The 24511-nt window shown below is 59.9% G+C and carries 25 protein-coding genes and 1 riboswitch; of the genes, 8 read left to right on the plus strand and 17 right to left on the minus strand.

All coding sequences use genetic code 11. From position 1 onward, the window contains the following. Both CKW17_RS21460 and CKW17_RS21465 read right to left on the minus strand, forming a co-directional pair. Positions 1 to 897 (minus strand): formate/nitrite transporter family protein, encoded by an 897-nt coding sequence (locus CKW17_RS21460; protein WP_095121473.1) that lies wholly within the window; start codon positions 895 to 897, stop codon positions 1 to 3. A 174-nt stretch (positions 898 to 1071) separates the two neighbouring features. Further along, positions 1072 to 1479 carry an acyl-CoA thioesterase gene (locus CKW17_RS21465; protein ID WP_016984776.1) on the minus strand — a complete coding sequence of 136 codons (408 nt, stop codon included), beginning with the start codon at positions 1477 to 1479 and terminating at the stop codon, positions 1072 to 1074. Positions 1480 to 1669: 190 nt separating this feature from the next. Beyond that, a riboswitch (S-adenosyl-L-homocysteine riboswitch) is annotated at positions 1670 to 1769 on the plus strand. Between the two features lie 23 nt (positions 1770 to 1792). Between CKW17_RS21465 and ahcY the strand changes: the two genes are divergently transcribed. The 4 genes from ahcY to CKW17_RS21485 all read left to right on the plus strand — a co-directional run bounded on the left by ahcY (position 1793) and on the right by CKW17_RS21485 (position 7355). Then, positions 1793 to 3202: an adenosylhomocysteinase gene (gene ahcY, locus CKW17_RS21470; RefSeq protein ID WP_007913721.1), complete on the plus strand. Its 1410-nt coding sequence runs from the start codon at positions 1793 to 1795 to the stop codon at positions 3200 to 3202. 192 nt (positions 3203 to 3394) lie between these two features. Beyond that, a complete protein-coding gene (gene metF / locus CKW17_RS21475) occupies positions 3395 to 4240 on the plus strand; it encodes a methylenetetrahydrofolate reductase [NAD(P)H] (protein ID WP_095121474.1) in 846 nt (281 codons plus the stop codon). Positions 4241 to 4433: 193 nt separating this feature from the next. Continuing rightward, positions 4434 to 5246 (plus strand): ABC transporter substrate-binding protein, encoded by an 813-nt coding sequence (locus CKW17_RS21480; protein WP_095121476.1) that lies wholly within the window; start codon positions 4434 to 4436, stop codon positions 5244 to 5246. Between the two features lie 222 nt (positions 5247 to 5468). After that, positions 5469 to 7355, plus strand: coding sequence for a DEAD/DEAH box helicase (locus tag CKW17_RS21485; RefSeq protein ID WP_034153634.1), 1887 nt, complete (start codon positions 5469 to 5471; stop codon positions 7353 to 7355). 50 nt (positions 7356 to 7405) lie between these two features. On the opposite strand, the gene CKW17_RS30870 is transcribed toward CKW17_RS21485, so the two are convergent. The 3 genes from CKW17_RS30870 to CKW17_RS21495 form a co-directional block, all read right to left on the minus strand. Continuing rightward, positions 7406 to 7480, minus strand: a complete 75-nt coding sequence (locus tag CKW17_RS30870; protein WP_141234587.1) for a hypothetical protein — start codon at positions 7478 to 7480, stop codon at positions 7406 to 7408. Positions 7481 to 7590: 110 nt separating this feature from the next. Beyond that, positions 7591 to 8169 carry a YceI family protein gene (locus tag CKW17_RS21490; protein WP_095121478.1) on the minus strand — a complete coding sequence of 193 codons (579 nt, stop codon included), beginning with the start codon at positions 8167 to 8169 and terminating at the stop codon, positions 7591 to 7593. Between the two features lie 31 nt (positions 8170 to 8200). Further along, positions 8201 to 8752, minus strand: a complete 552-nt coding sequence (locus CKW17_RS21495; RefSeq protein ID WP_095121480.1) for a cytochrome b — start codon at positions 8750 to 8752, stop codon at positions 8201 to 8203. Between the two features lie 325 nt (positions 8753 to 9077). On the opposite strand from CKW17_RS21495, the gene CKW17_RS21500 reads away from it, so the two are divergent. Next, on the plus strand, positions 9078 to 9575 hold the full coding sequence (locus CKW17_RS21500) for a hypothetical protein (protein WP_095121482.1): 498 nt from the start codon (positions 9078 to 9080) through the stop codon (positions 9573 to 9575). 371 nt (positions 9576 to 9946) lie between these two features. Here the strand turns inward: CKW17_RS21500 and CKW17_RS21505 are convergent, their stop codons facing one another. Further along, on the minus strand, positions 9947 to 11686 hold the full coding sequence (locus tag CKW17_RS21505) for a flavin monoamine oxidase family protein (protein ID WP_095121484.1): 1740 nt from the start codon (positions 11684 to 11686) through the stop codon (positions 9947 to 9949). Positions 11687 to 11909: 223 nt separating this feature from the next. On the opposite strand from CKW17_RS21505, the gene CKW17_RS21510 reads away from it, so the two are divergent. Further along, the gene (locus CKW17_RS21510) at positions 11910 to 13316 is read left to right on the plus strand and encodes an adenosylmethionine--8-amino-7-oxononanoate transaminase (RefSeq protein WP_095121486.1); all 1407 of its coding nucleotides are present in this window, start codon (positions 11910 to 11912) and stop codon (positions 13314 to 13316) included. A gap of 132 nt (positions 13317 to 13448) precedes the next feature. After that, on the plus strand, positions 13449 to 14168 hold the full coding sequence (locus CKW17_RS21515; protein WP_095121487.1) for a 16S rRNA (uracil(1498)-N(3))-methyltransferase: 720 nt from the start codon (positions 13449 to 13451) through the stop codon (positions 14166 to 14168). Positions 14169 to 14279: 111 nt separating this feature from the next. Here the strand turns inward: CKW17_RS21515 and CKW17_RS21520 are convergent, their stop codons facing one another. Beyond that, a complete protein-coding gene (locus CKW17_RS21520) occupies positions 14280 to 14897 on the minus strand; it encodes a hemolysin III family protein (protein ID WP_038358773.1) in 618 nt (205 codons plus the stop codon). Positions 14898 to 15084: 187 nt separating this feature from the next. On the opposite strand from CKW17_RS21520, the gene CKW17_RS21525 reads away from it, so the two are divergent. Further along, positions 15085 to 16005, plus strand: coding sequence for a LysR substrate-binding domain-containing protein (locus tag CKW17_RS21525; RefSeq protein WP_095112783.1), 921 nt, complete (start codon positions 15085 to 15087; stop codon positions 16003 to 16005). A gap of 196 nt (positions 16006 to 16201) precedes the next feature. Here the strand turns inward: CKW17_RS21525 and madM are convergent, their stop codons facing one another. The 10 genes from madM to CKW17_RS21575 all read right to left on the minus strand — a co-directional run bounded on the left by madM (position 16202) and on the right by CKW17_RS21575 (position 24136). After that, positions 16202 to 16966: a malonate transporter subunit MadM gene (madM, locus tag CKW17_RS21530; protein ID WP_064388097.1), complete on the minus strand. Its 765-nt coding sequence runs from the start codon at positions 16964 to 16966 to the stop codon at positions 16202 to 16204. A gap of 1 nt (position 16967) precedes the next feature. Continuing rightward, on the minus strand, positions 16968 to 17384 hold the full coding sequence (madL, locus tag CKW17_RS21535) for a malonate transporter subunit MadL (RefSeq protein WP_095121489.1): 417 nt from the start codon (positions 17382 to 17384) through the stop codon (positions 16968 to 16970). A 65-nt stretch (positions 17385 to 17449) separates the two neighbouring features. Then, positions 17450 to 18370, minus strand: coding sequence for a malonate decarboxylase subunit epsilon (gene mdcH / locus CKW17_RS21540; RefSeq protein ID WP_095121491.1), 921 nt, complete (start codon positions 18368 to 18370; stop codon positions 17450 to 17452). Next, on the minus strand, positions 18367 to 18987 hold the full coding sequence (locus CKW17_RS21545; RefSeq protein ID WP_095121493.1) for a malonate decarboxylase holo-ACP synthase: 621 nt from the start codon (positions 18985 to 18987) through the stop codon (positions 18367 to 18369). Before CKW17_RS21545 ends, mdcH begins: the two co-directional genes overlap by 4 nt. Then, the gene (gene mdcE / locus CKW17_RS21550; protein WP_095121495.1) at positions 18981 to 19766 is read right to left on the minus strand and encodes a biotin-independent malonate decarboxylase subunit gamma; all 786 of its coding nucleotides are present in this window, start codon (positions 19764 to 19766) and stop codon (positions 18981 to 18983) included. The genes CKW17_RS21545 and mdcE overlap by 7 nt, the downstream gene beginning before the upstream one ends. Then, positions 19763 to 20614, minus strand: coding sequence for a biotin-independent malonate decarboxylase subunit beta (locus CKW17_RS21555; protein WP_095121497.1), 852 nt, complete (start codon positions 20612 to 20614; stop codon positions 19763 to 19765). The genes mdcE and CKW17_RS21555 overlap by 4 nt, the downstream gene beginning before the upstream one ends. Next, positions 20607 to 20906, minus strand: coding sequence for a malonate decarboxylase subunit delta (locus tag CKW17_RS21560; RefSeq protein WP_007913697.1), 300 nt, complete (start codon positions 20904 to 20906; stop codon positions 20607 to 20609). The genes CKW17_RS21555 and CKW17_RS21560 overlap by 8 nt, the downstream gene beginning before the upstream one ends. Continuing rightward, positions 20906 to 21778, minus strand: coding sequence for a triphosphoribosyl-dephospho-CoA synthase (locus tag CKW17_RS21565; protein WP_095121499.1), 873 nt, complete (start codon positions 21776 to 21778; stop codon positions 20906 to 20908). The genes CKW17_RS21560 and CKW17_RS21565 overlap by 1 nt, the downstream gene beginning before the upstream one ends. Then, positions 21778 to 23448, minus strand: coding sequence for a malonate decarboxylase subunit alpha (gene mdcA / locus CKW17_RS21570; RefSeq protein ID WP_093429846.1), 1671 nt, complete (start codon positions 23446 to 23448; stop codon positions 21778 to 21780). The genes CKW17_RS21565 and mdcA overlap by 1 nt, the downstream gene beginning before the upstream one ends. Before the next feature lie 322 nt (positions 23449 to 23770). Beyond that, on the minus strand, positions 23771 to 24136 hold the full coding sequence (locus CKW17_RS21575; RefSeq protein ID WP_093429845.1) for a DUF6124 family protein: 366 nt from the start codon (positions 24134 to 24136) through the stop codon (positions 23771 to 23773). Positions 24137 to 24511 lie beyond the last annotated feature (375 nt).

The following is a 24511-nucleotide window of genomic DNA, read 5'->3' on the forward strand; positions in this document are numbered from 1 at the left end:
CTATCGGCTTTTGCTGTCTGAATCATCCTCGCGGGATTCGCCAGAGGCGGGTTTATCCGTCTTTGGCGCGCCGCTCTCGCTGCGAATCTGCGCATGGCTGATCAGCGCAAAGATAAAGCTGCCACCAATGATGTTCCCCGCCAGCGTCGGCCCGGCGAAGACCATCCAGAAATCACTCCACGGCAACTCGCCGGCGAACACCAGATACGACACCTCGGCCGAACCCACGACGATGTGAGTGAAGTCGCCGAGCGCCATGAGGTAGGTGATGAGGATGATGATCCACATCTTCGCGCTCTCCATGGACGGAATCATCCAGACCATGGTGGCGATCATCCAGCCAGACACGATGCCTTTGGCGAACATCTGGCTGGCGTGGTTTTCCATGACCTTGCGACCGATTTCGAGGAAGGCAACGTCGGTCTTGCTGTCGAAGATCGGCAGTTCGAGCATCACGTACGCGACCAGAATCGTGCCGCACAGGTTGCCGACCAACACCACCGTCCACAGGCGAATCAACCGCCCGAAGTTTTGCAGGGTCGGCTTGGTCATGACCGGCAGCACGGCGGTCAGGGTGTTTTCGGTGAACAGTTGCTGACGGGCGAGGATCACCGCGAGAAAACCCGCGCAGTAGCCGAAGCTGGCGATCACCTTGAATTCATCGCCCTCGGGCAGGCGCGAATTGAGCAGGCCCATGCCCATCAGCGACAGGCCCATGGTCAGCCCTGCCGCGAGAGCCGACCACCAGAGCGCGGCGATGCTGCGCTCCAGTTCCTGATCGCCTTGGCTGCGGATGATTTCGTGCAGAACGGCCGCGCGGGGCGGCTGGTTTTTCTCGACTTCGTGCTGTTCTTTGGCCGAGAGATCGGGGGTTTTGCCGTCGGTGGGGGTGGTCATGGCGTGGGAACCGTGGGGGTGGTGTTTACCTACGACCCCGGCGGTTCATGGCTGTTCACTGGGCAGATGATTCTTCGCTGACTTTGAAACCGTCATCGCGAGCAGGCTCACTCCTACATGGACTGCGCTGTACCTGTGGGAGCGAGCCTGCTCGCGAAGGGCGCACCGCTAATATCACTTGGTAACCAATTCATCTTCCTGAAACTGATCTTTCACATATTTGATTTCAGTGCGCCCGTGTGGTGCTGGCAAACCGTCTTCACCCAGATTCACAAAAACCATTTTCTCGACAGTAAGAATGCTCTTGCGAGTGATCTTGTTGCGCACTTCGCAGGTCAGGGTGATCGAGGTGCGGCCGAACTCGGTGGCGGTGATGCCCAGTTCGATGATGTCGCCCTGGCGCGAGGCGCTGACGAAGTTGATTTCGGAAATGTACTTGGTCACCACGCGCTGATTGCCCAACTGCACGATGGCGTAAATCGCCGCTTCTTCGTCGATCCAGCGCAACAGGCTGCCACCGAACAGGGTGCCGTTGGGGTTGAGGTCTTCGGGTTTTACCCATTTGCGGGTGTGGAAATTCATGGGGGACGGACTCCGAGGTGTTTGGGCATTAGGTTTACTCCCCCAGCTTCAAGTTGCAAGCGACAAGCTGCAAGTAAAAGCCGAGCCGCTGTTACTTGTCGCTTGCGGCTTGCCACTCGCAGCTCAAAGAAAGCTATAATCGCCACCGTTTCAAAACGGTAACTTTCACTTGCTACCGTTTTCCCGCCACCTGTCCGAGGGGCGCTGCAGCAGGTTCAACCTGTCAGGCTCGGATGGGGCGTTGACCGGCCTTAGGCTGGACACTAAACGCACAACGGCGCCCATTCGCATACATTACGAATGGAGGCTCTTCATGAGCGCTGTTATCACGCCTGCAGATTTTAACGATTACAAAGTTGCCGACATGTCCCTGGCTGCCTGGGGCCGTCGCGAAACCATCATCGCCGAATCGGAAATGCCGGCTCTGATGGGTCTGCGTCGCAAGTACTCCGGCGAACAGCCGTTGAAAGGCGCCAAGATCCTCGGCTGCATCCACATGACCATTCAGACCGCCGTGCTGATCGAAACCCTGGTTGCCCTGGGTGCCGAAGTACGCTGGTCGTCGTGCAACATTTTCTCGACTCAGGATCAGGCTGCTGCCGCTATCGCTGCTGCCGGCATCCCGGTTTTCGCCTGGAAAGGCGAAACTGAAGAAGAGTACGAGTGGTGCCTGGAGCAGACCATCCTGAAGGATGGCCAGCCATGGGACGCCAACATGATCCTCGACGACGGCGGCGACCTGACTCAGCTGCTGCACGACAAGTACCCACAAGTACTGGATCGCGTTCACGGCGTGACCGAAGAAACCACCACCGGCGTACACCGTCTGCTGGACATGCTGGCCAAGGGCGAGCTGAAAATCCCGGCCATCAACGTCAACGACTCGGTGACCAAGTCCAAGAACGACAACAAGTACGGCTGCCGTCACAGCCTGAACGACGCGATCAAGCGCGGTACTGACCACCTGCTGTCCGGCAAGCAAGCGCTGGTCATCGGTTACGGTGACGTGGGCAAGGGCTCGGCTCAGTCCCTGCGTCAGGAAGGCATGATCGTTAAGGTTTCCGAAGTTGACCCGATCTGCGCCATGCAAGCGTGCATGGACGGTTTCGAACTGGTGTCGCCGTTCATCGACGGTATCAACAACGGCACCGAAGCAAGCATCGACAAAGCGCTGCTGGGCAAGATCGACTTGATCGTGACCACCACCGGTAACGTCAATGTTTGCGACGCGAACATGCTCAAAGCCCTGAAGAAGCGCGCTGTTGTCTGCAACATCGGTCACTTCGACAACGAAATCGACACCGCTTTCATGCGCAAGAACTGGGCATGGGAAGAAGTGAAGCCGCAGGTACACAAGATTCACCGTACCGGCCCGGGCGCTTTCGACGCGCAGAACGACGACTACCTGATCCTGCTGGCCGAAGGCCGTCTGGTAAACCTGGGTAACGCCACTGGCCACCCAAGCCGCATCATGGACGGTTCGTTCGCCAACCAGGTTCTGGCACAGATCTTCCTGTTCGGCCAGAAGTACGCTGACCTGTCGCCAGCCCAGAAAGCCGAGCGCCTGACTGTTGAAGTACTGCCGAAGAAACTCGACGAAGAAGTGGCCCTGGAAATGGTTCGCGGCTTCGGCGGCGTGGTCACCCAACTGACCAAGCAACAGGCTGACTACATCGGCGTCACCGTCGAAGGCCCGTTCAAGCCGCACGCTTACCGCTACTAAGTTAAGAGCAGCTGCGAGCTTCTAGCTTCAAGCGGCAAGCGAGGTCAAAAGCCGAACTTGCCGTGCGAAGCCTGAGGCTCTGCCATCATTTCAAAACAGCGTCAGGCTACAGGCTACTAGCACAAGAGATCAGCGCACCTCCGCTCCTCTTGCAGCTTGTAGCTTGCAGCTTGTGGCTGGAGGTCCCCTCCGATGTCTCAAGACCGTCGCTACAGCTTCGAGTTCTTCCCGACCAAGACCGATGCTGGGCATGAAAAGCTGCTCAACGTTGCCCGTCAGTTGGCAACGTACAATCCCGATTTCTTCTCCTGCACCTATGGCGCTGGTGGTTCGACCCGTGATCGCACCCTCAACACCGTTCTGCAACTGGAAAGCGAAGTCAAAATCCCGGCCGCACCGCACCTGTCGTGCGTCGGCGACAGCAAGGACGACCTGCGCGGCCTGCTGAACGAGTACAAGGCTGCCGGCATCAAGCGCATCGTTGCCCTGCGTGGTGACCTGCCGTCCGGCATGGGCATGACCAGCGGTGAGCTGCGTCACGCCAATGAACTGGTGGAATTCATTCGTGAAGAAACCGGTGACCATTTCCACATCGAAGTCGCTGCTTATCCGGAGATGCATCCGCAAGCACGCAACTACGAAGACGATCTGGCCAACTTCGTGCGCAAGGCTCGCGCCGGTGCCGACAGCGCGATCACCCAGTACTTCTTCAACGCCGACAGCTACTTCTACTTTGTCGACCGTTTGCAGGCGCAGGGTGTCGATCTGCCGATCGTGCCGGGGATCATGCCGATCACCAACTACAGCAAACTCGCGCGCTTCTCCGACGCCTGCGGTGCGGAAATCCCGCGCTGGATCCGCAAGCAACTGGAAGCCTACGGCGATGACACGCAAAGCATTCAGCGCTTTGGTGAGCAAGTTGTCAGCGAGATGTGCGAGCGTCTGTTGCAGGGCGGCGCGCCGGGGCTGCACTTCTATTCCATGAACCAGGCTGAGCCTAGTCTGGCGATCTGGAATAACCTGAAGTTGCCGCGCTGAAGCAGCTACAAGCTTCAAGCTGAAAGCTACAAGCCAGATCAAAAGATCGCAGCCTTCGGCAGCTCCTACATTGGGATTTAGTTCACCCTGTAGGAGCTGCCGAAGGCTGCGATCTTTTGCTTTTAAAGGCCCGAGACAGAGCTTGTGCAGGCACTTTCTGGCTCTTTCGCGTTTCTCGTCGTAATCTCAAGCCATGCCTTTGATCACACAGTTATTCGCCGTGCTGGTTTTTGCTTGCCTGAGCTTCGCCGCTCGAGGCGAGAAGTTGCGTATTGTCACCGAGCCGTGGGCGCCATATGTCTACGAAGAGAACGGTAAAAACCTCGGGCTGGATTACGAAACCACGGCCATTGTCTTCAAACGCCTGGGCATCGAAGTCGAATGGCAGTTCTTGCCGTGGAAGCGCTGCCTGTCGATGCTTGAGACCGGTCAGGCCGATGGGGCGCTGGACATTTTTCACAGCGATGAACGCGACGCCACCCTGCTTTACCCGAGCGAGCCGCTGTCGGACGTCGAGTTCGTCCTGTTCTACGCCAACGACCGGCCGCACCCGTTCAGCAAACTCGAAGAGCTCAAAGGCCTGACCATCGGCACTTCGCCGGGTTATCTGTATAGCCCCGACTTCAGCGAATCAACATTGTTTAGCCGTGAGCCGGCACCGACCCACGAAGCCAACTTCGGCAAACTGGTGCGCGGTCGCATCGACTTGCTAATCACTGATCGCCGCGTCGGTCAGCACTTGCTCGATGAGCTGAATATTCGCGATCAGATCAGCGAAAACCCCACTGTCATTAGCCGCCAGAGCCAGTTTCTCGCGGTTAGACGCAATGCCGGCATGGATTTGCTGGTGCAGCGATTTGGCGCCGAGCTCAAGCGATTCAAGCGCGAACCGGCTTACGCCGAGCTGAGCGCACGCTACGGCGCCGCACCCGCCGGCGGCCCTTCACTGAACTCAGCCACGGCCAACCGCAAAACCGTTGAGCAGCAGGAAAGCAGCGCGCAGTGATTGCTCTGTTATACTCCGGCGTTCCCGCCAGGCTCACGCCCGGACGCCCGGAACCGTAACAGGCCTCTCGACCCGCTACAGCGCAGCTTTGCAGCCCGCGCGAGCGCTCCAGACGTGCCTTCGGAACCGCAGCAGGACCGGACGGGATTGCGTCCTCTTAAACGCCATTCGCGCCAGGCAAGACTCCCATTGGGCCAAGCCCTAACTAAAACAGGATTACTCATGTCCTTTGCTTCCCTCGGTCTCTCCGAGGCTTTAGTCCGCGCCATCGAAGATGCGGGCTATACCGAGCCTACTCCGGTGCAACAGCGGGCCATTCCCGCCGTGTTGCAAGGTCGCGACCTGATGGTTGCGGCACAGACAGGTACCGGTAAAACCGGCGGTTTCGCCCTTCCGATCCTGGAGCGGTTGTTCCCCAACGGTCACCCGGACAAATCCCAGCGTCATGGCCCGCGCCAACCGCGCGTACTGGTCCTGACCCCGACCCGCGAACTCGCGGCCCAGGTACACGAGAGCTTCAAGATCTACGCCCGTGACCTGAAATTCGTCAGCGCCTGCATCTTCGGCGGCGTCGGCATGAACCCACAGGTTCAGGCCATGTCCCGTGGCGTCGACGTGCTCGTCGCCTGCCCGGGTCGTTTGCTCGACCTCTGCGGCCAGGGCAGCGTTGACCTGTCCCACGTGGAAATCCTCGTCCTCGACGAAGCCGACCGCATGCTCGACATGGGCTTTGTGCACGACGTGAAGAAAGTCCTCGCGCGCCTGCCGTCCAAGCGTCAGAACCTGCTGTTCTCGGCGACCTTCTCCAAGGACATCACCGACCTCGCCGGCAAGCTGCTGCACAACCCGGAACGCATCGAAGTGACGCCGCCGAACACCACGGTCGAGCGCATCGAACAACGCGTATTCCGTCTGCCAGCCAGCCACAAGCGTGCGCTGCTGGCGCACCTGATCACCGCTGGCGCGTGGGAACAGGTGCTGGTGTTCACCCGTACCAAGCACGGCGCCAACCGTCTGGCCGAGTACCTGGACAAGCACGGCCTGCCGGCTGTGGCGATCCACGGTAACAAGAGCCAGAATGCGCGGACCAAAGCGCTGGCCGACTTCAAGGCCAACCAGGTGCGCATCCTGGTTGCCACCGACATCGCTGCACGCGGTCTGGACATCGATCAGTTGCCACACGTGGTCAACTTCGAACTGCCGAACGTCGATGAAGATTACGTGCACCGTATCGGCCGTACTGGCCGTGCCGGTCGTTCGGGCGAGGCGATTTCGCTGGTCGCGCCGGACGAAGAAAAACTGCTGAAAAGCATCGAACGCATGACCAAGCAGAAAATCGCCGACGGCGACCTGATGGGCTTCGATTCGAGCACCATTGAAGCCGAGAAGCCGGAAGTGCGTGAGCGTCCGGACGTGCGTAACCCGCGCAACCCACGTGGCCCACGCGGTGACGGCCCGAATGGCGGCGGCGGTGGCGGCGGTCGTAAAGACAAAGGTAAGGACAAGGGCAAAGAGAAGCCGGCCGGTGAGCGTGGCGAGCGTCCTGCCCGTCAGCAGAAGCCGCGCGAAGGCACTCCAGCCCGCGAACAGCGCCCGAGCCAACCGCCACGTGCGGCGGCTGATCGTGCACCGGACGAGTTCCTCGACGACGATGTGGATAACTTCGGTAACCGCGTTGACTACGTGCCCAAGCCTGCCCCGGCTGGCGGTCGCGGCCGTCGTCCAGGCGCACCGGCTCAAGGTGCTGGCGCAGGTTCGGGCGCACCACGCGGCGGTCAGTCGCAGGGTCGTCAGAACGGTCCGCGTAACAGCAACGGCTCGAGCACCGGCACCCCGCCAGCCAAACGCAGCGGTGGCCCGCGCAACGGCGCACCGCGTGATGGTCAGTCGGGTCGTCGCGACGATTCCGCCTCGTCCTCGCGCAACCGCCGTCCGGCCCGTGACGATCAGCCACGCAGCGAGCCAGCCGTGCAGAACCCGCGCAGCAACGGCCCGAAGATCATGCACAAGGAATCGAAAGCCGACCGCTTCCCGACGCCTGAGCAGCTCGATCAACTGCCAAGCCGCCCGCGTGGCGAGAAACCAGCCTTGCTGACCCGCAATCGCTGAGTTAACGCCGCCCTAAAAGATGCCCCGCCTCGAAAGAGCCGGGGCATTTTTTATGGACGACCCAAACCTGCTTTCTGTAGGAGCTGCCGAAGGCTGCGATCTTTTGATCTTAGAAAAGCCAACATCAAAAGATCGCAGCCTTCGGCAGCTCCTACAGGGGATCAGGGTTGTGGCGGGCAATAAAAAACGCCCCCGGTCTTTCAACCGGGGGCGTTTTTGTGTGGCGGGGCGAAAGTTATTTAACTTTCACACCTTCCAGCGAGATATCCAGATCCGCAGTTTGCGAGGAAGGACCTGGGCCCTTGATCCCGAAATCCTTCAGGTTGAGGGTGGTCTTGGCATTGAAGCCTGCGCGCTCGCCGCCCCATGGATCCTTGCCTTCGCCGTTGAATGTGGCCTTGAAGGTCACAGGCTTGGTCACGCCGTGCAGGGTCAGGTCGCCAGTCACGTCAGCAGTCTTTTCACCGGTCGATTTAACGGCAGTAGAGACGAACTTGGCGTCAGCGAATTCGCCCACATTCAGGAAGTCTTTGCTGGCGATGTGCTTGTCACGTTCAGCGTGGTTCGACCACAGGCTGGCGGTTTTCACATCAACCGAGATCTTGCTGGCTTCAGGTTTGGCCGAATCCCACGAAAATGTACCGTCGAAGTCTTTGAAAGTACCGTGGATGAAGCTGTAACCCAGGTGGCTGATTTTCCAGTCAACGAAGGCGTGCTGGCCTTCCTTGTCGATTTTGTAGTCCGCAGCCATGGCCTGACCAGCCGAGAGCAGTGCAGAACCGATTGCCAGAGCGGCCAGAGTCTTTTTCAACATGCTTTCTTTTCCTTTGAGTCGAGGTTGAACTTCAGGCTTTGCGACCGAGCATTCGCGTCAGGGTCGCATCACGATCGATAAAGTGGTGCTTCAATGCTGCCAACGCATGGAGACCGGAAAAAATTACCAGCGCCCACGCCAGCCAGAGATGAATCACCCCAGCGGTATCTGCCTGATCCGGTAGCCCGGAAACCAGTGCAGGAACTTCAAACAGGCCAAACACCGGGATCCCGACACCGTCTGCGGTGGAAATCAGGTAACCGGCAATCATCACAGCGAACAGCGCCAGATACAGAAACCCGTGGCCGAACTTGGCGCCGATACGGGTCATGCGGCTGTAGCTTTGCAGCGTCGGCGGCGGTGGGCTGATAAAGCGCCACAGCACCCGCAACACCATCAGACCCAACAGCACCAGACCGATGCTCTTGTGCAGATCCGGCGCGTCTTTGCGCCAGCTGCTGTAGTAATCCAGCCCGACCATCCACAGGCCGAGCGCAAACAGTCCGAAGACCACCAGCGCCACGCCCCAGTGCATGAAGATGCTGACCCAACCATAGCGCGAAGAAGAATTGCGTAGCTGCATTGCCCAAATCCTGTGAGAACTGCGAACCAAGACTAGCGAGTTATCTATCGAATTAAAGCGGAAAATTTCGCTTTGAAATATCGAGAAATACGATCAAGAGTCTGGAAGTGGCGTGTTAAGGAAAGATTAAAGGCGATTTCCCCGCGCAGCGCTCGGGTTATGCGGCTCGACTTTCGCTGTCCGGTCCAGCTCGCCCCCGGAGCAAGCGACGATTTAAAAAAGGTCGCCGAGAGAGAAATTTCTAATCAATAACTATGTATCGCTGACTGCATGCCTGCACCTGATCAAATGATGACTCGACTATTCATTGAAAAGGTAAACCCCTATGGCTATTCGTTATACCCCCTTTCAAGCGAGCGGCACTTCCGAGCTACCGCCAAACCAGACAATGTCTCCGGGGCAATATTTGCAGTCCGAAAATGGTCGATACCGTTTGGTATTGCACAGCGATGGCAACCTGGTAATAAAAGAAGGTGAAGCAATAGTCGGGATTGCCGACAACAATCAACCTTACAGTGCAACTCTGCATCCAAAGAAGATGCGTGAGCCACTACAATTTGTCGTCAGTAATAACGGATTCCTCTTCGACCCCTCCAGACGGCGCCTATGGATTGCCGAAAGCACCCACAGCCTCGAAAAGTCACTGTGGTACAACACTTACCTGACGATGCAGGACGATGGCAATCTGGTCATTTACGACCAGCGCAACGGCAACCTGCGTTGGTCTCGATTCGGTTTTGTCCCCGGGCGGATTCGAAAACCCAAGCAACGATGGCTCAGAAAGTTACCGAACGGCACCGAGTTCTATAAATGGGACTTTTAACAGGTCACCGCTCTTTTGATTGATCAGTTGGTGAAAAGCGGTGGCGGCTGCAAGCAATCGGCACTATAGGGATCTATCTTGCAGTGATGGGCAAGTTCAGCGTTATATCCACCTGGAAAGAAACGCCCATTGGCACAGCCGGAAAGTGTCATTAACAAAAGTATTACCGTTAGCGTTTTCATCGAGCGCCTCCAATTTTTTCAAGCATAAATTTGGAGATCAGGCAGCCGCTATCATCTCGTTCTGATTGTTTTGTGGGAATTGTCCTGCGCAGCGGTAAGCATTGAGACTGCACAGGGAAGGATTGAAGTGTGTGCTTCTGGCAAAAAGAACGCGGCCCATTTGGCCGCGTTTTTTATTGAAGCAAAGGCTTACTGCGCCTTGGTCTCAGTGGTTGCCGCTGGCTTCTTCGCCGGCTCAGCCTTTTTCGCTGCCGGTTTCGCCGCAGGCTTTTTCGTCTCGGTTTTAGCCGCAGGCTTCTTCGCCGCTGGCTTGGCTGCCGCTTTCTTCGCTGGCTCAGCTTTCACCGGAGTCGCTGGCTTCGGCGCTTCCACCGGAGCTGGCGCAGGTGCTGGCGCTACCGGAGCAGGAGCCGGCTCTGGCGCCTTCACAGGCTCTGGCTTCTTCTCGTCATCCGAACCGCCAAACAGGTTGCTGAAGAAGTTGCCCTTCTTCGCCGCCACGGCACCCGCCGCGCCTGCCGCTGCAGCGGCCGGAACCACTTTGGCTGGCTCGAACGACTTGCCCGCCGCCAGATCTTCAACCTGACTCGCCGCCCGCTGACCGGTGCGCAGCGCGCCTTCCAGGGTGCCCGGGTACAAGGTGTCGGTGTGTTCGCCAGCGAACGTCACGCGTTGCAGCGGACGTTCCCACAGACGCCAGAACTTGCTGATCTGGCCCGGGCCGTAAGCCAGGTACGCGCCACCCATCGACGGGTCGGTGCTGTAGCGACGGATTTCATAACCGGTGAACGAGCCACGGGCCTGTGGATAAAACGCGTGCAGACGAATCAGCACCTGATCGACCATCTGCTTGTCGCCAAACGCCTGCATCACACGAGCGTTGTCGCCGGACAGGTTGATCACCACGTTGGCGCCGCCCTTCAGCGCAGGTTCGATCCACAACATGCCGAGGCCGGTGTTGCTATAGATCTCGCCGGACATGCGCGCCTTGCTTTCCCACACCGGCGTCTTGAACTTCAGCATGATCTGGTCGCGCCAGCCGTAGTTGGTGCCCTTGATCGCGGCCATGTGCTGGGCATCCAGCGCCGGGGTCAAAGCAATCTTGTTCAGTGCACGCAGCGGCACGGCCAACACCACGTAGTCAGCCTGGTAGCCAACAGCGCCGACCTTGACGGTCACGCCGTCCTTGTCCTGAGTGATTGCGGACACCGGCGAGTTGGTCTTGATCGTTTTGATCTGTTTGACGAAGGCCTGCGCCAGCACCTGGCTGCCGCCGACCAGACGCGAAGCACGCAGGTCACGGTCGGAGATGCCGCGATAGACGCGGTTCTGCTGCGCGAAATACAGCAGCGACAGACGCGAAGGTTCGTCGTAGTGGGTGCGGATGTCCTGGTTGATCAACTGACGTGCAGTGGCCGGCAGGTTCTGCTTGTCGAGCCAGCTCGATACGGTGATCTGGTCCAGCGCGTGCAGGGTGCTGGTCGCCGCCGGGTTCTGCGGGTCGTCGATCGAGCGCGCCAGATCGTCGAGGGTTTTTTGATAGCGCTTCAAGGCATCGGCGGTGGCCGGCTGCTTGGTCGCCAGATCGGCGGCAGAGAAATACTCGCCGTCGATCAGATAGCCCGGAGTCCGCACGAACTCAGGGGCCGGCGTGGTGCCGAGCTTGAAGGTCGAAACGTACTTGTTCAGCACCGGCTGCGTCTTGTCGTTGCCGATCCACTCGCTGGTGGCCATGCCCGAGCGCCCGCCCAGACTAGGTTTGGCTTCCAGCAGCGTGACCTGCCAGCCTTTGTTTTGCAGTTCATAAGCGGCAGTCAGGCCCGAGAGGCCGCCGCCGATCACGATTGCAGTTTTATCCTTGGCCAGCGCTGTAACGCTGAACAGCCCCAACATCACCAGCGCACAGGCGCGCAGCCAACCGACAGACATTCAGCGAACTCCGGAAATACACGTAGGAAAAAGCACTTTTGCGGGTCAGACGACCCAAAGAACCGCGAAGAATACGTTAGCCATCAAAACGCCGCCAGCGACGTCTATCGGCTCATACAAAGTAGCTCAATCGACACAATGGGTTGTCCCCGCGCGATGCATTGCATAGGCTTGCGCGATTGTTTGCCCGCGCCTGACGCGAGCCGCCTCGAGGAGACTGTAAATGGGCCTGAATAACCAGTGGATGCAACGCGACCTCGCGGTGTTGTGGCATCCCTGCACCCAGATGAAAGACCACGAACAGCTGCCGCTGATCCCGATCAAGCGCGGCGAAGGTGTCTGGCTCGAAGACTTCGAAGGCAAGCGTTACCTCGACGCGGTCAGCTCGTGGTGGGTCAACGTGTTCGGCCACGCCAACCCGCGCATCAACCAGCGCATCAAGGATCAGGTCGATCAACTGGAGCACGTGATTCTGGCCGGCTTCAGCCATCAGCCAGTGATCGAGCTGTCCGAGCGTCTGGTGAAGATGACACCGGAAGGCCTGAACCGGGTGTTCTACGCCGATAACGGTTCGTCCTGCATCGAAGTCGCGTTGAAAATGAGCTTTCACTACTGGCTCAACCGTGGCCAGCCAAACAAGAAACGCTTCGTCACCCTGACCAACAGCTACCACGGCGAAACCATGGCGGCGATGGCAGTCGGTGACGTGCCGCTGTTCACCGAAACCTACAAAGCGCTGCTGATGGACACCATCAAAGTGCCGAGCCCGGATTGCTACGGGCGCCCCGAAGGCATGAGTTGGGAGGAACATTCGCGCAATATGTTCGCCGCGATGGAACAGACCCTGGCAGAAAATCATGACAGCGTCGCGGCAGTGATCGTCGAGCCGTTGATTCAGGGTGCCGGCGGCATGCGCATGTATCACCCGGTATATCTGACGTTGCTGCGCGAGGCCTGCGACCGTTATGGCGTGCACCTGATCCTCGATGAAATCGCCGTCGGCTTCGGTCGCACCGGGACGATGTTTGCCTGCGAGCAGGCCGGTATTCGTCCGGACTTCCTCTGCCTGTCGAAAGCCCTCACCGGCGGCTATCTGCCGCTGGCCGCGTGCCTGACCACTGATGAGGTCTACAGCGCGTTCTACGACGACTATCCGACCTTGCGCGCGTTCTTGCATTCGCACAGCTACACCGGCAACCCGCTGGCGTGCGCGGCGGCACTGGCAACGCTGGATATCTTCGAGCACGACAACGTCATCGAGAACAACAAGGCGCTGGCCCAGCGCATGGCCTCGGCGACGGCGCATCTGGTCGATCACCCGAACGTCTCCGAAGTGCGCCAGACCGGCATGGTGCTGGCCATCGAGATGGTCAAGGATAAAGCCACTAAAGAGGCCTACCCTTGGCAGGAACGTCGTGGCTTGAAGGTGTTTCAGCATGCGCTGGAGCGTGGCGCGTTGCTGCGACCGCTGGGCAGCGTGGTGTATTTCCTGCCGCCGTACGTGATCACCCCGGAGCAGATCGACTTCCTCGCCGAAGTGGCTAGCGAAGGCATCGACATCGCCACGCGTGACAGCGTCAGCGTCGCGGTGCCGAAAGACTTCCATCCCGGCTTCCGCGATCCGGGCTAACCGTAACTTCTCGTTCCCACGCTCCGCGTGGGAATGCAGCCAGGGACGCTCCGCGTCCCAAAGCGGACGCAGAGCGTCCATTGAGGCATTCCCACGCAGAGCGTGGGAACGATCTAATCTGAGAGATCCGAAATGAGACTATCCCGCTTCTTTATCGACGCCCCCCTGAGCACCGGCGAACACGAATTGCCGGAGGCCCAGGCGCATTACATCAGCCGCGTGCTGCGCATGGCCGAGGGCGATGCGGTGCAGTTGTTCGACGGCTCCGGGCATGAGTTTCGCGGCGCCCTGCTGGAAGTCGGCAAGAAGCGCGTGACCGTGCAGATCGACGAGCAGTTCGCCGGTCAGATCGAATCGCCGCTGCACATCCACCTCGGCCAGGGCTTGTCCCGTGGCGAGCGGATGGATTGGGCGATTCAGAAAGCCACCGAGCTGGGCGTGAATGAAATCACGCCGATCTTCAGTGATCGCTGTGAAGTCCGCCTCAAGGACGAACGCGCCGACAAACGCCTGCTGCACTGGCGTCAGGTGGCGATCAGCGCTTGCGAGCAATGTGGGCGTTCGCGGGTGCCGGTGATTCATCCGCCGGTGTTGCTGGCGGACTGGATCAAACAGACCGAAGCCGAGTTGAAGCTGGTGCTGCACCCTGTGGCAGAGCCGTTGGTGAGTCATGCCAAACCGGCGACACTGGCGTTTCTGATTGGGCCGGAGGGTGGCTTGACGGATGCCGAAGTCGAGCAGGCCAAAAGCAACGGCTTCCACGCCGCCCGCCTTGGCCCGCGGGTATTGCGCACCGAGACGGCGCCAGTCGTGGCGTTGGCGGTAGCCCAACAGCTTTGGGGTGATTTCTAGGGCCTCATCGCTGGCAAGCCAGCTCCCACAGGATCCTTGTTGGCCACAACATCCGTGAACAACACTAAACCCTGTGGGAGCTGGCTTGCCAGCGATTAGCCGCACCTCGGTCTACAAGACGTAAAACAGAATCGCGACAAAGTGCAGCAAACTCCCGGCAATCACGAACAGATGCCAGATCCCATGCGCATGCCGCAGCCGGTGATCAAGGGCAAAAAAGATAATCCCCACCGTGTACAAAACCCCGCCCGACGCTAGCCAGGCAAACCCTGTAGTGCCCAGCGCCGCAATCAGCGGCTTCACCGCCACCAACACAATCCAGCCCATCACCGCGTAAATCACGATCGACAGAATGCGCGCTTCCGAACGCGGTTTGATCTCCTGCAGGATGCCGATCAACGCCAGCCCCCAGACAATCCCGAACAACGTCCAGCCCCACGGCCCGCGCAGGGTCACCAGGCAGAACGGCGTATAGCTGCCGGCAATCAACAAGTAGATCGAAAAGTGATCAACCTTCTTCATGATCGCTTTCTTGCGCCCGCGCACGCTGTGGTACACGGTCGAGGCGCTATAGAGCACCAGCAAGGTAAACGCGTAAATCGCCACACTGACAATCTTCCACGGGCTGCCGTCGAGGCAGGCGATCACCAACATCCAGACGCCACCAATAAATGCCGCCACCGCCCCGACCAGATGAGTCCAGGCGTTCAATCGTTCTCCGTGATACATGTATCGCTTACCTCATATTCATTACCGCAGCGCGCAAGGCTCGGGCCTTGAGCGTAAAAGCGCAATCAAAAGATCGCAGCCTTCGGCAGCTCCTACCTTCGAACGCATTCCAATGTAGGAGCTGCCGAAGGCTGCGATCTTTTGATCTTCAAGGCACAATCGACGCATTCCAAAAAGAGTCCGCGCCATGCTGATCGACGAAGAATTGACCCTGAAAAAACTCGAGGTGTTCCTCGCTTTCATGCGCACCGGCAACCTCGCCCGTGCTGCTGCCGAGCTGCAGACCAGCAACGTCAGCGTGCACCGCGCGATTCACTCGCTGGAAAGCGCCCTGCGCTGCCCGCTGTTCAAACACGAAGGCCGCAATCTGACGCCACTGGAAAGCGCTTATGTGCTGGAAGAGCGCGCACAGAAGCTGATCAACGACGTCGTCGAAAGCGTGCGCCTGACGCGCGAAGCCGCCGGTTTTTCCGCTGAACGTTTCAAGCTTGGCTCGCTGTATTCGCTGACGGTGAAAACCGTACCGCAACTGATCATGGGCCTGAAGATCCGCCGCAGCGAACTCAACATCGACCTGATCCTCGGCTCGAACATCGACCTGCTGTACAAGCTGAAAAACATGGAAGTCGACGCGATTTTGGTGTCACTGGACGACAGCATCAACGACCCGGATTGCGAGCAGATTGCGCTGTTTTCCGACGACATTTTCCTCGCCACCCCGGCGGATTCAAAGTTCGCCCAGCGCAGTGAAGTGGATCTGGCCGAGGTGCGCGATGAAACCTTCATCACCCTGACTCAGGGCTTTGCCACGCATCAGGATGGCGTGCGGGTGTTCAAGCAGGCGGGGTTCGAGCCGAAGGTGGCGATGCAGGTGAATGACATCTTCACGCTGCTGAGCATGGTCAGTTCGGGGGTGGGTTATGCGTTGCTGCCAGGGCGGATTGCGGCGGTGTATGAAAACAGGGTGAAGCTGATTCCGTTGCAGGAGAAGTACCGGTTGCAGCAACACATTGGCGTGGTGTTTTTGAAGGCCAAGGAAAGGGATCCGAATTTGTTGGCGCTTTTGGCGGAGTGTCGGATGTATGCGAATCGGCAGGCTGGGGTTTAGATCAAGATCAAGATCAAGAGCTACCCCCTCACCCCAGCCCTCTCCCCCAAGGGGTAGAGGGGGAAAGGGAGCAGATCTTCGTGGGTTTCAAGACCTGAGTTCGACTCAGGAATTTCAGGTCGGCGTACCTCCAACATCCAACTCGGTCAGTCCCCTCTCCCTCCGGGAGAGGGCTAGGGTGAGGGGCTTCTGATCTTCAACCCACAATCCCGCGAACGATGAAGAACAGCAGCGATGGCCCAAGCAAACACCCAAGCCCGGTATGAAACGTAGCCGTCAACGCCCCATAAGGCACCAACCGCCGATCCGTCGCCGCCAGCCCCGCCGTCACCCCACTCACCGTCCCGGCCAACCCACCAAATACCATCGCCGAGCGCGGGTTATCCAGGCCCATCCAGCGCGCCGCGACCGGCGTGCCGACCATCACCAGAATCGCCTTGATCAACCCGGTGGCAATCGACAACGCCATCACATCCGAAGTCGCGCCAATCGCCGCGCCAGTCACTGGCCCAACAATGTAAGTCACCGCACCCGCGCCAATGGTGGTCATGCTCACCGCATCGCGATAACCGAACGCCCAGGCCATGCACGCGCCAACAATAAACGGCAGGATCGTGCCCAGCAGCAGCGCAATCACACCAATCATCCCGGCCTTCTTCGCCTCGGTCGCCTGAACTTCAAACGCCGTGGCCACAATCGCAAAGTCACGCAGCATCGCCCCGCCCATCAAGCCGATACCGGAGAACAACGTCAGATCCGCCAGACCTTTCTGGCCACCGGTCATGGTGCCGCCGACCCACGCCAGTACCAGCCCGATGACGATGGCAATCGCCGAACCGTGAATGCGTCCGAACGTCAGGCGTTTGGACAGAACCACCGACACCCACATGATCACGCCGACAAAAGCGAATGCAGTGACCAGCCCGTTGTGTTCCAGACCTTTCTCGATGAGATCCCACATATCAGCGACCCCCTACTGGCGTGCCGACCGGGGAGACTTCCGCCGGTTCGTCGGGCAATGGCTCGCCTTTATGCGTGCGGCTGATCAAGGCAATCGTGCAGCCACAAACCACCACCGAACCAATCGCCGCCAGCACCGCCACCGGACCACCATGCAACGCGGTGACAACGTTCTGTTGCGCCGCCATCGCCACCACCACCGGAATGTACATCGCGCCCCAAAAGCCGACGCCCATCTCGCATTCCTTGGTCATGCCGCCGCGCTTCTGCATCCACAACCGCGCGCAGATCAGCAGGATCATGGCGATGCCGACCCCGCCGACATTGGATTTCACGCCCAACAACACGCCGAGCATGTCACCCATGATCACCCCTGCCAGCGTACAGATCGCGAGCAGCGCCACACCGTAAATAATCATTGTTGTAGTCCTCAAAGTGCATCGTCGAATGTTGTTTTTGTTGTTCGAAGCTTGAGTCGGCGGTTTTAAGGTTGGCGACCACCCTCCTCACGCAACAGCGCCTGCAAGGTGTCGAGACGCGCACTGTCGAAGGCTGTGACCGTGCCTTGCTCGAACACCCGGCGCGCCAGCCCGGTCAGTACCGCACCGGGCGGCAGTTCGATCTGTAAACGTACGCCACGCTCGTAAGCGCTTTGCACAGTGCCGCGCCAATCCACCACGCGGCACATGTTGAAGGCGAGGTCGTCGCGCAGCGCTTCGACTTTGCTCACAGGGCGTGCGCGGCTGCCGCTCAGGTAAGCGATTTTCGCGGTTTTCAGTTCGACCTTGGCGAAGGCTTCGGCGAGGGTTTGCGCCGGTTTTTCCAGCAACGGGCAGTGCGACGGCACACTCACCGCCAGACGTTTTGCCAGACCGGCGCCACGACTGCGCGCCAGTTCGGCCACCGCTTGCATGGCCTTGTCACTGCCGGCAATCACCACCTGATTGTCGGCGTTGATGTTGGCCAGATACACCGGCGCATCCTCGCTGTGCACCTGCGCCAGCAGCGTTTCGACTGTGGATAATTGCAGGCCGATGATCGCGGTCATGCCGTAGCCCTGTGGATAAGCCTGTTGCATCAGTTCGCCGCGCAGGCTGACCAGATGTAGCGCATCGCTGAAGCTCAAGGCACCGGCAACTACCGCTGCCGGGTAAGCGCCGATGGACAGGCCGGCGACGTAGTCCGCCGTCAGTCCGTCCTGCAACAACTGCCGCGAAGCAGCGACTCCGGCGATCAGCAGGCATAGCTGAACCGCCCTTGTCGTGCGCAACGCATCGCTGGAATCCAGCAGCGATACATCTTCACCGAGCACATCACTGGCCTCGACCAACGATTCCCGAGGCAAACGATGCAACATGCCCGCTTGCTGCGCGCCCTGGCCGGGAAACACCAGCAGACTGCTCACGCTGCCTGCTCCTGCGGGTTCCACGGATCAATCACCAGGCAAGCCTGATGAGCATTTTTCAGCAGCACGCGTGCCGATCCGCAGGCCCACTCGCGCAGCGCCACAGCACCGAACGGCGTCTGCAATTGCAGGTCGACCCGGCACACGGCCTGATCAAAAAGCGCGACCAGTTTGCGTGCCTGATTACGGGTGATCAGTTGCGGTGTGCGCAGAATCAGATCGAGGTCACTGGCCGCGTGCATCGCTTTAAAACCACTGGCCAGTTCAAACCCGACACTGCCGCTGACACCCCAGACCCAACCGCAATCGTCGAGCATCGGCCGCAGTTGTTTGAGCGCCTGCATGACCGGCAGATCGCGCTCGCTGTCGACGTGACACAGCGCCTCCGGACTGACCCGACAGGCAATCGAATCGACCGCCATAAACGCTGCCAGCCGTTGCTCGCGCAACACGCCGCGCACGCCCACCGCGACAAAACCTTCAGCACTCAACGCCCGCCGCACCACCACCGGTTGCCCGGCGGCCAGCGACTCGACTGCCCACAGCGGCGCATCCGTCGGCAACTGCGCCGGGGTCATGCCCCAGAGCAGATCGTGGGCCAGAGGCGTGTTCACCACTGCGCCCTCAGCAATTCGCGCACACGGCTGGAGGCAGCACGATTTTTCGCGCCGAGGCGATTGCTCAGATCAGTACTGGAAATATCGCCGATGGCTTGTTTGAGGCACTCGTTGACTCTTGATAGATCTTCCGCCGTCGGCTGCTCAATCTGCTCAACCGACAGGGTTTCCCAGAGCAATCCGAGGCTCGCATAACTGTCGATGTCATAGGCCATCGGCGGCACACTGGCGGCCAGCGCTTCCAGCTCTTCAATACTGCGCAACGTCACCCGCGCCGCCGACGCCTTGCCCATCGCATGCACCATCACGCCCGGATCGCGCAACGCAATCAAACGATTGGCCTGATAACCATGCGCCAGAAACGCCCCGGACATCGCCTTACCGACCAACAACGCAATCACCGGATGCCCGGCCAAACGCGCACGGGCATAACTGTCCGCCGCACCGGCCAGCGCCTGATGAATGCCGAGCGCTTCTTCGCGCCGACCATAAGCCTGGCTCGGCACATCGACGATGGCGATGATCGGGCGTTTCTGCGCTTTGTCGCGGTCAGCCGTGATCGCATCATCTACAGCCTTGGCCAAACCCCAGCCTTCAAGCAAACCGACTTCGCCGTTGCGCGCACGCGCAAAACGATTGTCCGGATCAGCGACCACGGCGATAAAACGCCCAAGTTCACCATCGGCAACCCGCAGCGATGGCGGCAAACCCTCAACGGCTTTCGCCCCGGCGCTCAAGGCGTCGAACCAGTTCAAACCGCGCAGTGAATAACCGCTCATGAGCGCTCTCCTTGATACAGATCGCGAACCATCGACGGCTCGATTTGCGGGTCAGTATTCAGACTGCCGAGGCGTTGCAAGAACCATTCGGCGCGATGGCTGCGTGGCTGTGTCGGCAAACCCTGCTGCAGTAATTCACCAACCTGCTGACGAATCTTCGCCACGTCATCGGCGACATACCGATCCACCAGACCACTGGCAAAACGCTGCTCGCCGCCAGTCAGGCTCCAGATGAATGGCCGGTCGCGAGAGTCGTATTCTTCAATCCCGGCTTCCTGCTCAATCACCTGCGGCCCGTTCAAACCAAGGCGTGCTTCCTGAGTCACCAGCAAATAGCTGCACAACGCCGCCGCAATCGACATACCACCAAAGCAACCAACGCTACCCGCCACCACGCCAACCACCGGTTGGTACTGCTGCAAATCGACAATCGCCGCATGAATATCAGCAATCGCCGCCAACCCAAGATTGGCTTCCTGCAAACGTACGCCACCGGTTTCCAGCAGCAACACCGCGCGCGTCGGAATGCCTTTGCGGTTGTCTTCAGCCGCCAGTTCCAACGCGCCGGCAATCTTCGCCCCGCCGACTTCGCCAAGGCTGCCGCCCTGAAACGCGCCTTCAATCGCGGCTATGACTACCGGCAAGCCGTCGAGGCTGCCCTTGGCAATCACCACGCCGTCATCGGCCTGCGGCACCACGCCCTGAAGTTCCAGCCACGGCGACATGACCCGTTGAAACGGGTCGAGCAATTCGCGAAAACTGCCGGCATCGAGCAAGGCTTTCGCCCGTTGCCGCGCGCCGAGTTCGACGAAGCTGTGTTTGTTGAGCAACGTTGCGCTGTCAGTCATGGCCGATCTCCTCGAAACCTTGTTCCAGCCGCAAACGCACCACCCCCGGCGTCGCGCCGAAATCGTGGATATCGATGGCCATTGCCGGCGGCGTGGTGCCGTCGAACATCCGCGCAAACAGGTGCTGCCAGCGCAACTGCGCGCCGTTGACCGAGGTCTGCACATTGATCGTCAGTTTGCCGGCCAGACCCGGTTCGATCAGCACTTCCAGATCACCCGAGCCGACACAACCGACCAGCGCACGACCGCGTGGCGGCTGCCCGGCGGGGAATTCAAACGATAGGGTTTCCATCAAAACGCTCCCTGAAGGATGCCGTCGCGCTCGATACGATCGAGCAGCAGCGTGGCGGCGAGCAAGTCGGCGGCGCCACCGGGCGAGGCATTCAATGCGATGAGTTGTTGATCCAGTTCGTGCAGCCGGCGGCGACCGCTGAGGCTGGCGCTGCCACCGGCGTCGAGCACCGCTTGCGCGCCGTGTTGCATGGCTTGCAAACCCTCTTCGCCCGCGCGGTAGAGCACGCAGGTGTCGGCCAGATTCGTCATGATCGCGAGCAAGGCGTCGAGGCGAGCGTTCTGTTCGCCGCTGGCGTTGGCGCGGCTGCGTTTGAGTTGCGGCAGGCCACGTTGCAACACCGAAGGGAAGCCGAGTTGCGCTTCTTCGCGAGCGCCACGGGCGCCGTAACGCAGGGCGACTTGGGCGCCGTGGCTCAAGGGTTTGGGGGCGTGGCGATCATCCAGCAAGGCCAGACGTGCAGCGCGCAGGGTCACGGCATTGGCGCTGCAAGATTGCGGTTCCAGTGCAGCGGCGGTCACCAACAACCCCAGCGCCCAAATTGCACCGCGATGCGTGTTCACACCGTTGGTGGTCGTGAGCATGGCTTGTTCACCTTCACGGCCGATCCGGCCAATCGCTTCGCGCAACGTTGAATCGACTTCACCGATTGCAACCGCCGCTTCAGCCATTTCCTTGAACGCCGGCCACAACGACAGTGCCGACGCGTGCATCAGGCCCAAGTGCAAATCGGTGTGCGCGCCATTGCCGCGACGGTCGACCAGCGCCGGTTTCGGCGACAGATCGGCTTCGTCGATCAAGGCGTCCACCGCCAGGTCGGCCAATCGATCAGCCAGGGACAGCGGTTTCGCTTGCAGGTTAAATGCGTGCATTACCAGCTCCTGAATTTCGCGGGCGGGTTGTACAGGCCGCCGGACCACTCGACCAGATCGGCCACGCTTTTCGCCGCGAGCAATTCGCGGGTGGCGTCGGTGCGGCGGATGCCGAGGTCTTCGGGTAAGGCGATCAGGCCTTCGCGGCGCATACGTTCGGTGTCTTTCGGGTTGTGGCGCAGGCCGATGGCGGTGACGCCGGCGACGGCGGCGATCATTGCCTGGCGCTCTTCCAGCGAACGCGCCTTGTACAGGTAGGCGATGCCTTCTTCGGTGAGCAAGTGGGTGACGTCGTCGCCGTAAATCATGATCGGCGCCAGCGGCATGCCGCTTTTCTTCGCCACTTCGACCGCGTCGAGGGTTTCGACGAAGGTCGGTTTGCCGCCCTCCTGGAACGTCTCGACCATTTGCACCACGAGTTTTTTGCCGCGTTCGAGCATCGGTTGCTGCGAGTCGTCGTGGCGCATGTCCAGCCACGCCGGAGTGCCGTGACGCCGACCACGCGGGTCGTGGCCCATGTTCGGTGCGCCGCCGAAACCGGCGAGGCGGCCACGGGTGACGGTCGAGGAATGGCCGTCGCCATCAACCTGCAACGTCGCGCCGATAAACAGATCCACGGCGTATTGCCCGGCGAGTTGGCAGAACATTCGGTTGGAACGCAGCGAGCCGTCGCGGCCGGTGAAGAACACGTCGGGGCGCGCGGCGATGTAGTTTTCCATGCCCAGTTCGGTGCCGAAGCAATGCACGCTTTCGACCCAGCCGCTCTCGATCGCTGGGATCAAAGTCGGGTGCGGGTTGAGCGTCCAGTTGCGGCAGATCTTGCCTTTGAGGCCGAGGGATTCGCCGTAGGTCGGCAGGATCAATTCGATCGCGGCGGTGTTGAAACCGATGCCGTGGTTGAGCGACTGCACGTTATGTTTTTCGTAGATGCCACGAATCGCCATCATCGCCATCAACACGTGCACAGGCTTGATGTGGCGTGGGTCGCGAGTGAACAGCGGTTCGATGTAGAACGGCTTGTCGGCGACCACGACGAAATCGACCCATGAGGCAGGGATATCAACGCGCGGCAGCTCGCTGACGTCGTCGACTAATTGGTTGACCTGGACGATGACGATGCCGTCGCTGAAGGCGGCCGGTTCGATCAGTGCCGGGGTGTCTTCGGTGCTGGGGCCGGTGTAGATGTTGCCGGCGCGGTCGGCCATGAACCCGGCCGAGAGCACGACGTTGGGGATCAGATCCACCACCAGCCGCGCGTAGAGTTCGATGTAAGTGTGAATCGCGCCGATTTCTAGCAGGCCGTCTTCGAGTAACTGGCTGATGCGCAGGCTCTGGGTGCCGGCGAAGGAGAAATCCAGCTTGCGGGCGATGCCGCGTTCGAACAGATCGAGGTGCTCGGAGCGGCCGACGCTGGGCATGATCATGTGCAGGTCGTGGAGCTTTTCCGGGTCTGCCTTGGCCAGTGAGCGCGAAAGGAAATCCGCTTGCTTCTGGTTGTTGCCCTCCAGCACCACACGGTCGCCGGGATGAATCAGCGCTTCGAGCGCGGCGACGATCTTGTCGGTGGGTAACACCACACCGTCGGCCAGCCCGCGCACCTTGTCGAGGCGGCGCTGCTTCTCATCGCGCCGCCGCGTCCAGCGCGAGTCGGGGGAAATTGTTGTTGTCATGCTCACTCCACGGGGTTCGCTGTCGTGGAGCTAAGGTAGGCGTGTGGGGTGGGGGCATCAATCAAGCGCGGTGGTGAATCATTACGCTCAGGGTAATGATCAAGAGCCGCCCTCACCCTAGCCCTCTCCCGGAGGGAGAGGGGACCGATTGGGGGATATTCGGGAATTGCGCCGACCTGGGAATGTTGTACTGAATCCGGAATTTACCAGGTTCACCAGATCCATAATCGACTCGGTTTTTCAGGTCGATGTATGACGCCAGACACCTCGGTCGGCCCCCTCTCCCTCCGGGAGAGGGCTGGGGTGAGGGTCAGCTTTTAAGTCACTCCGTCGGCACCAACCTATCCAACAAACGGTTAACAGCCATCTCCGCCACCATCACCACCTGCGCAATTCCTTGCACAGTCTTGCGGTGCGTACCTTCCACCATTGCCGCATGGTTGTTAAGCATCACCGTGGCCGACCCGAGGGTTTCGCTGGCGTCAGCCAGCAGGGATTCGGTGTCGGCATTGGGGTTGGCCATGTACAACGTGTTGGGGGTGTAGGGCGTGGCCATCAGATCGGCGTTGGTCGGACCAAGATAATGGTCGAGAGCGCGCTCGGCGGCTTCGTGGAATTTCTTCGAATCGGGGGATTCGTAGGGGGATGCCGGGTCTGTGACCGGCGGATTAGGCGTTACTTTGAACATTTACCAGATCCTCATTCGGGCTAGCCACCGCTTCCCTACTAAAAGAAGTGGAGGCAGCTGTGCGCAGGTTAGTAGACCGGGGATCTGGGAAACCGGCGCGCCCGAAGGCGCCCTGCGCACAACCACCATAACGTGCAGGTATGGAGTACCTGACTGTCTGATGAGCTATACGCCCCAAATATGACGGGCTACTAAACCCGATCACTGGAAATCAGTGACGGAATCAAGTTACGCAGCATGCCGAAGGCGCACAAGCCGGCGGATTCTGGTGCATGCGTAGGCAGCGGCGCAAGGATTTGTAGGCCATGGAGCCGTAACACCGGGTGTCTTTAAACAGATGTGCCTGGATGCGTTTATTGCGCTGCGGGGATTGAG

The organism is Pseudomonas sp. Irchel s3f10 (assembly GCF_900187515.1).
In the GTDB taxonomy this organism is placed as follows: Bacteria; Pseudomonadota; Gammaproteobacteria; order Pseudomonadales; family Pseudomonadaceae; genus Aquipseudomonas; species Aquipseudomonas tensinigenes.

Bases quoted from the DNA above. Each gene is read 5' to 3' on its own strand.
- CKW17_RS21460 (WP_095121473.1), bottom strand. From the start codon at position 897: ATGACCACCCCCACCGACGGCAAAACCCCCGATCTCTCGGCCAAAGAA.
- CKW17_RS21465 (WP_016984776.1), bottom strand. From the start codon at position 1,479: ATGAATTTCCACACCCGCAAATGGGTAAAACCCGAAGACCTCAACCCC.
- ahcY (WP_007913721.1), top strand. From the start codon at position 1,793: ATGAGCGCTGTTATCACGCCTGCAGATTTTAACGATTACAAAGTTGCC.
- metF (WP_095121474.1), top strand. From the start codon at position 3,395: ATGTCTCAAGACCGTCGCTACAGCTTCGAGTTCTTCCCGACCAAGACC.
- CKW17_RS21480 (WP_095121476.1), top strand. From the start codon at position 4,434: ATGCCTTTGATCACACAGTTATTCGCCGTGCTGGTTTTTGCTTGCCTG.
- CKW17_RS21485 (WP_034153634.1), top strand. From the start codon at position 5,469: ATGTCCTTTGCTTCCCTCGGTCTCTCCGAGGCTTTAGTCCGCGCCATC.
- CKW17_RS21490 (WP_095121478.1), bottom strand. From the start codon at position 8,169: ATGTTGAAAAAGACTCTGGCCGCTCTGGCAATCGGTTCTGCACTGCTC.
- CKW17_RS21495 (WP_095121480.1), bottom strand. From the start codon at position 8,752: ATGCAGCTACGCAATTCTTCTTCGCGCTATGGTTGGGTCAGCATCTTC.
- CKW17_RS21500 (WP_095121482.1), top strand. From the start codon at position 9,078: ATGGCTATTCGTTATACCCCCTTTCAAGCGAGCGGCACTTCCGAGCTA.
- CKW17_RS21505 (WP_095121484.1), bottom strand. From the start codon at position 11,686: ATGTCTGTCGGTTGGCTGCGCGCCTGTGCGCTGGTGATGTTGGGGCTG.
- CKW17_RS21510 (WP_095121486.1), top strand. From the start codon at position 11,910: ATGGGCCTGAATAACCAGTGGATGCAACGCGACCTCGCGGTGTTGTGG.
- CKW17_RS21515 (WP_095121487.1), top strand. From the start codon at position 13,449: ATGAGACTATCCCGCTTCTTTATCGACGCCCCCCTGAGCACCGGCGAA.
- CKW17_RS21520 (WP_038358773.1), bottom strand. From the start codon at position 14,897: ATGTATCACGGAGAACGATTGAACGCCTGGACTCATCTGGTCGGGGCG.
- CKW17_RS21525 (WP_095112783.1), top strand. From the start codon at position 15,085: ATGCTGATCGACGAAGAATTGACCCTGAAAAAACTCGAGGTGTTCCTC.
- madM (WP_064388097.1), bottom strand. From the start codon at position 16,966: ATGTGGGATCTCATCGAGAAAGGTCTGGAACACAACGGGCTGGTCACT.
- madL (WP_095121489.1), bottom strand. From the start codon at position 17,384: ATGATTATTTACGGTGTGGCGCTGCTCGCGATCTGTACGCTGGCAGGG.
- mdcE (WP_095121495.1), bottom strand. From the start codon at position 19,766: ATGAGCGGTTATTCACTGCGCGGTTTGAACTGGTTCGACGCCTTGAGC.
- CKW17_RS21555 (WP_095121497.1), bottom strand. From the start codon at position 20,614: ATGACTGACAGCGCAACGTTGCTCAACAAACACAGCTTCGTCGAACTC.
- CKW17_RS21560 (WP_007913697.1), bottom strand. From the start codon at position 20,906: ATGGAAACCCTATCGTTTGAATTCCCCGCCGGGCAGCCGCCACGCGGT.
- CKW17_RS21565 (WP_095121499.1), bottom strand. From the start codon at position 21,778: ATGCACGCATTTAACCTGCAAGCGAAACCGCTGTCCCTGGCTGATCGA.
- mdcA (WP_093429846.1), bottom strand. From the start codon at position 23,448: ATGACAACAACAATTTCCCCCGACTCGCGCTGGACGCGGCGGCGCGAT.
- CKW17_RS21575 (WP_093429845.1), bottom strand. From the start codon at position 24,136: ATGTTCAAAGTAACGCCTAATCCGCCGGTCACAGACCCGGCATCCCCC.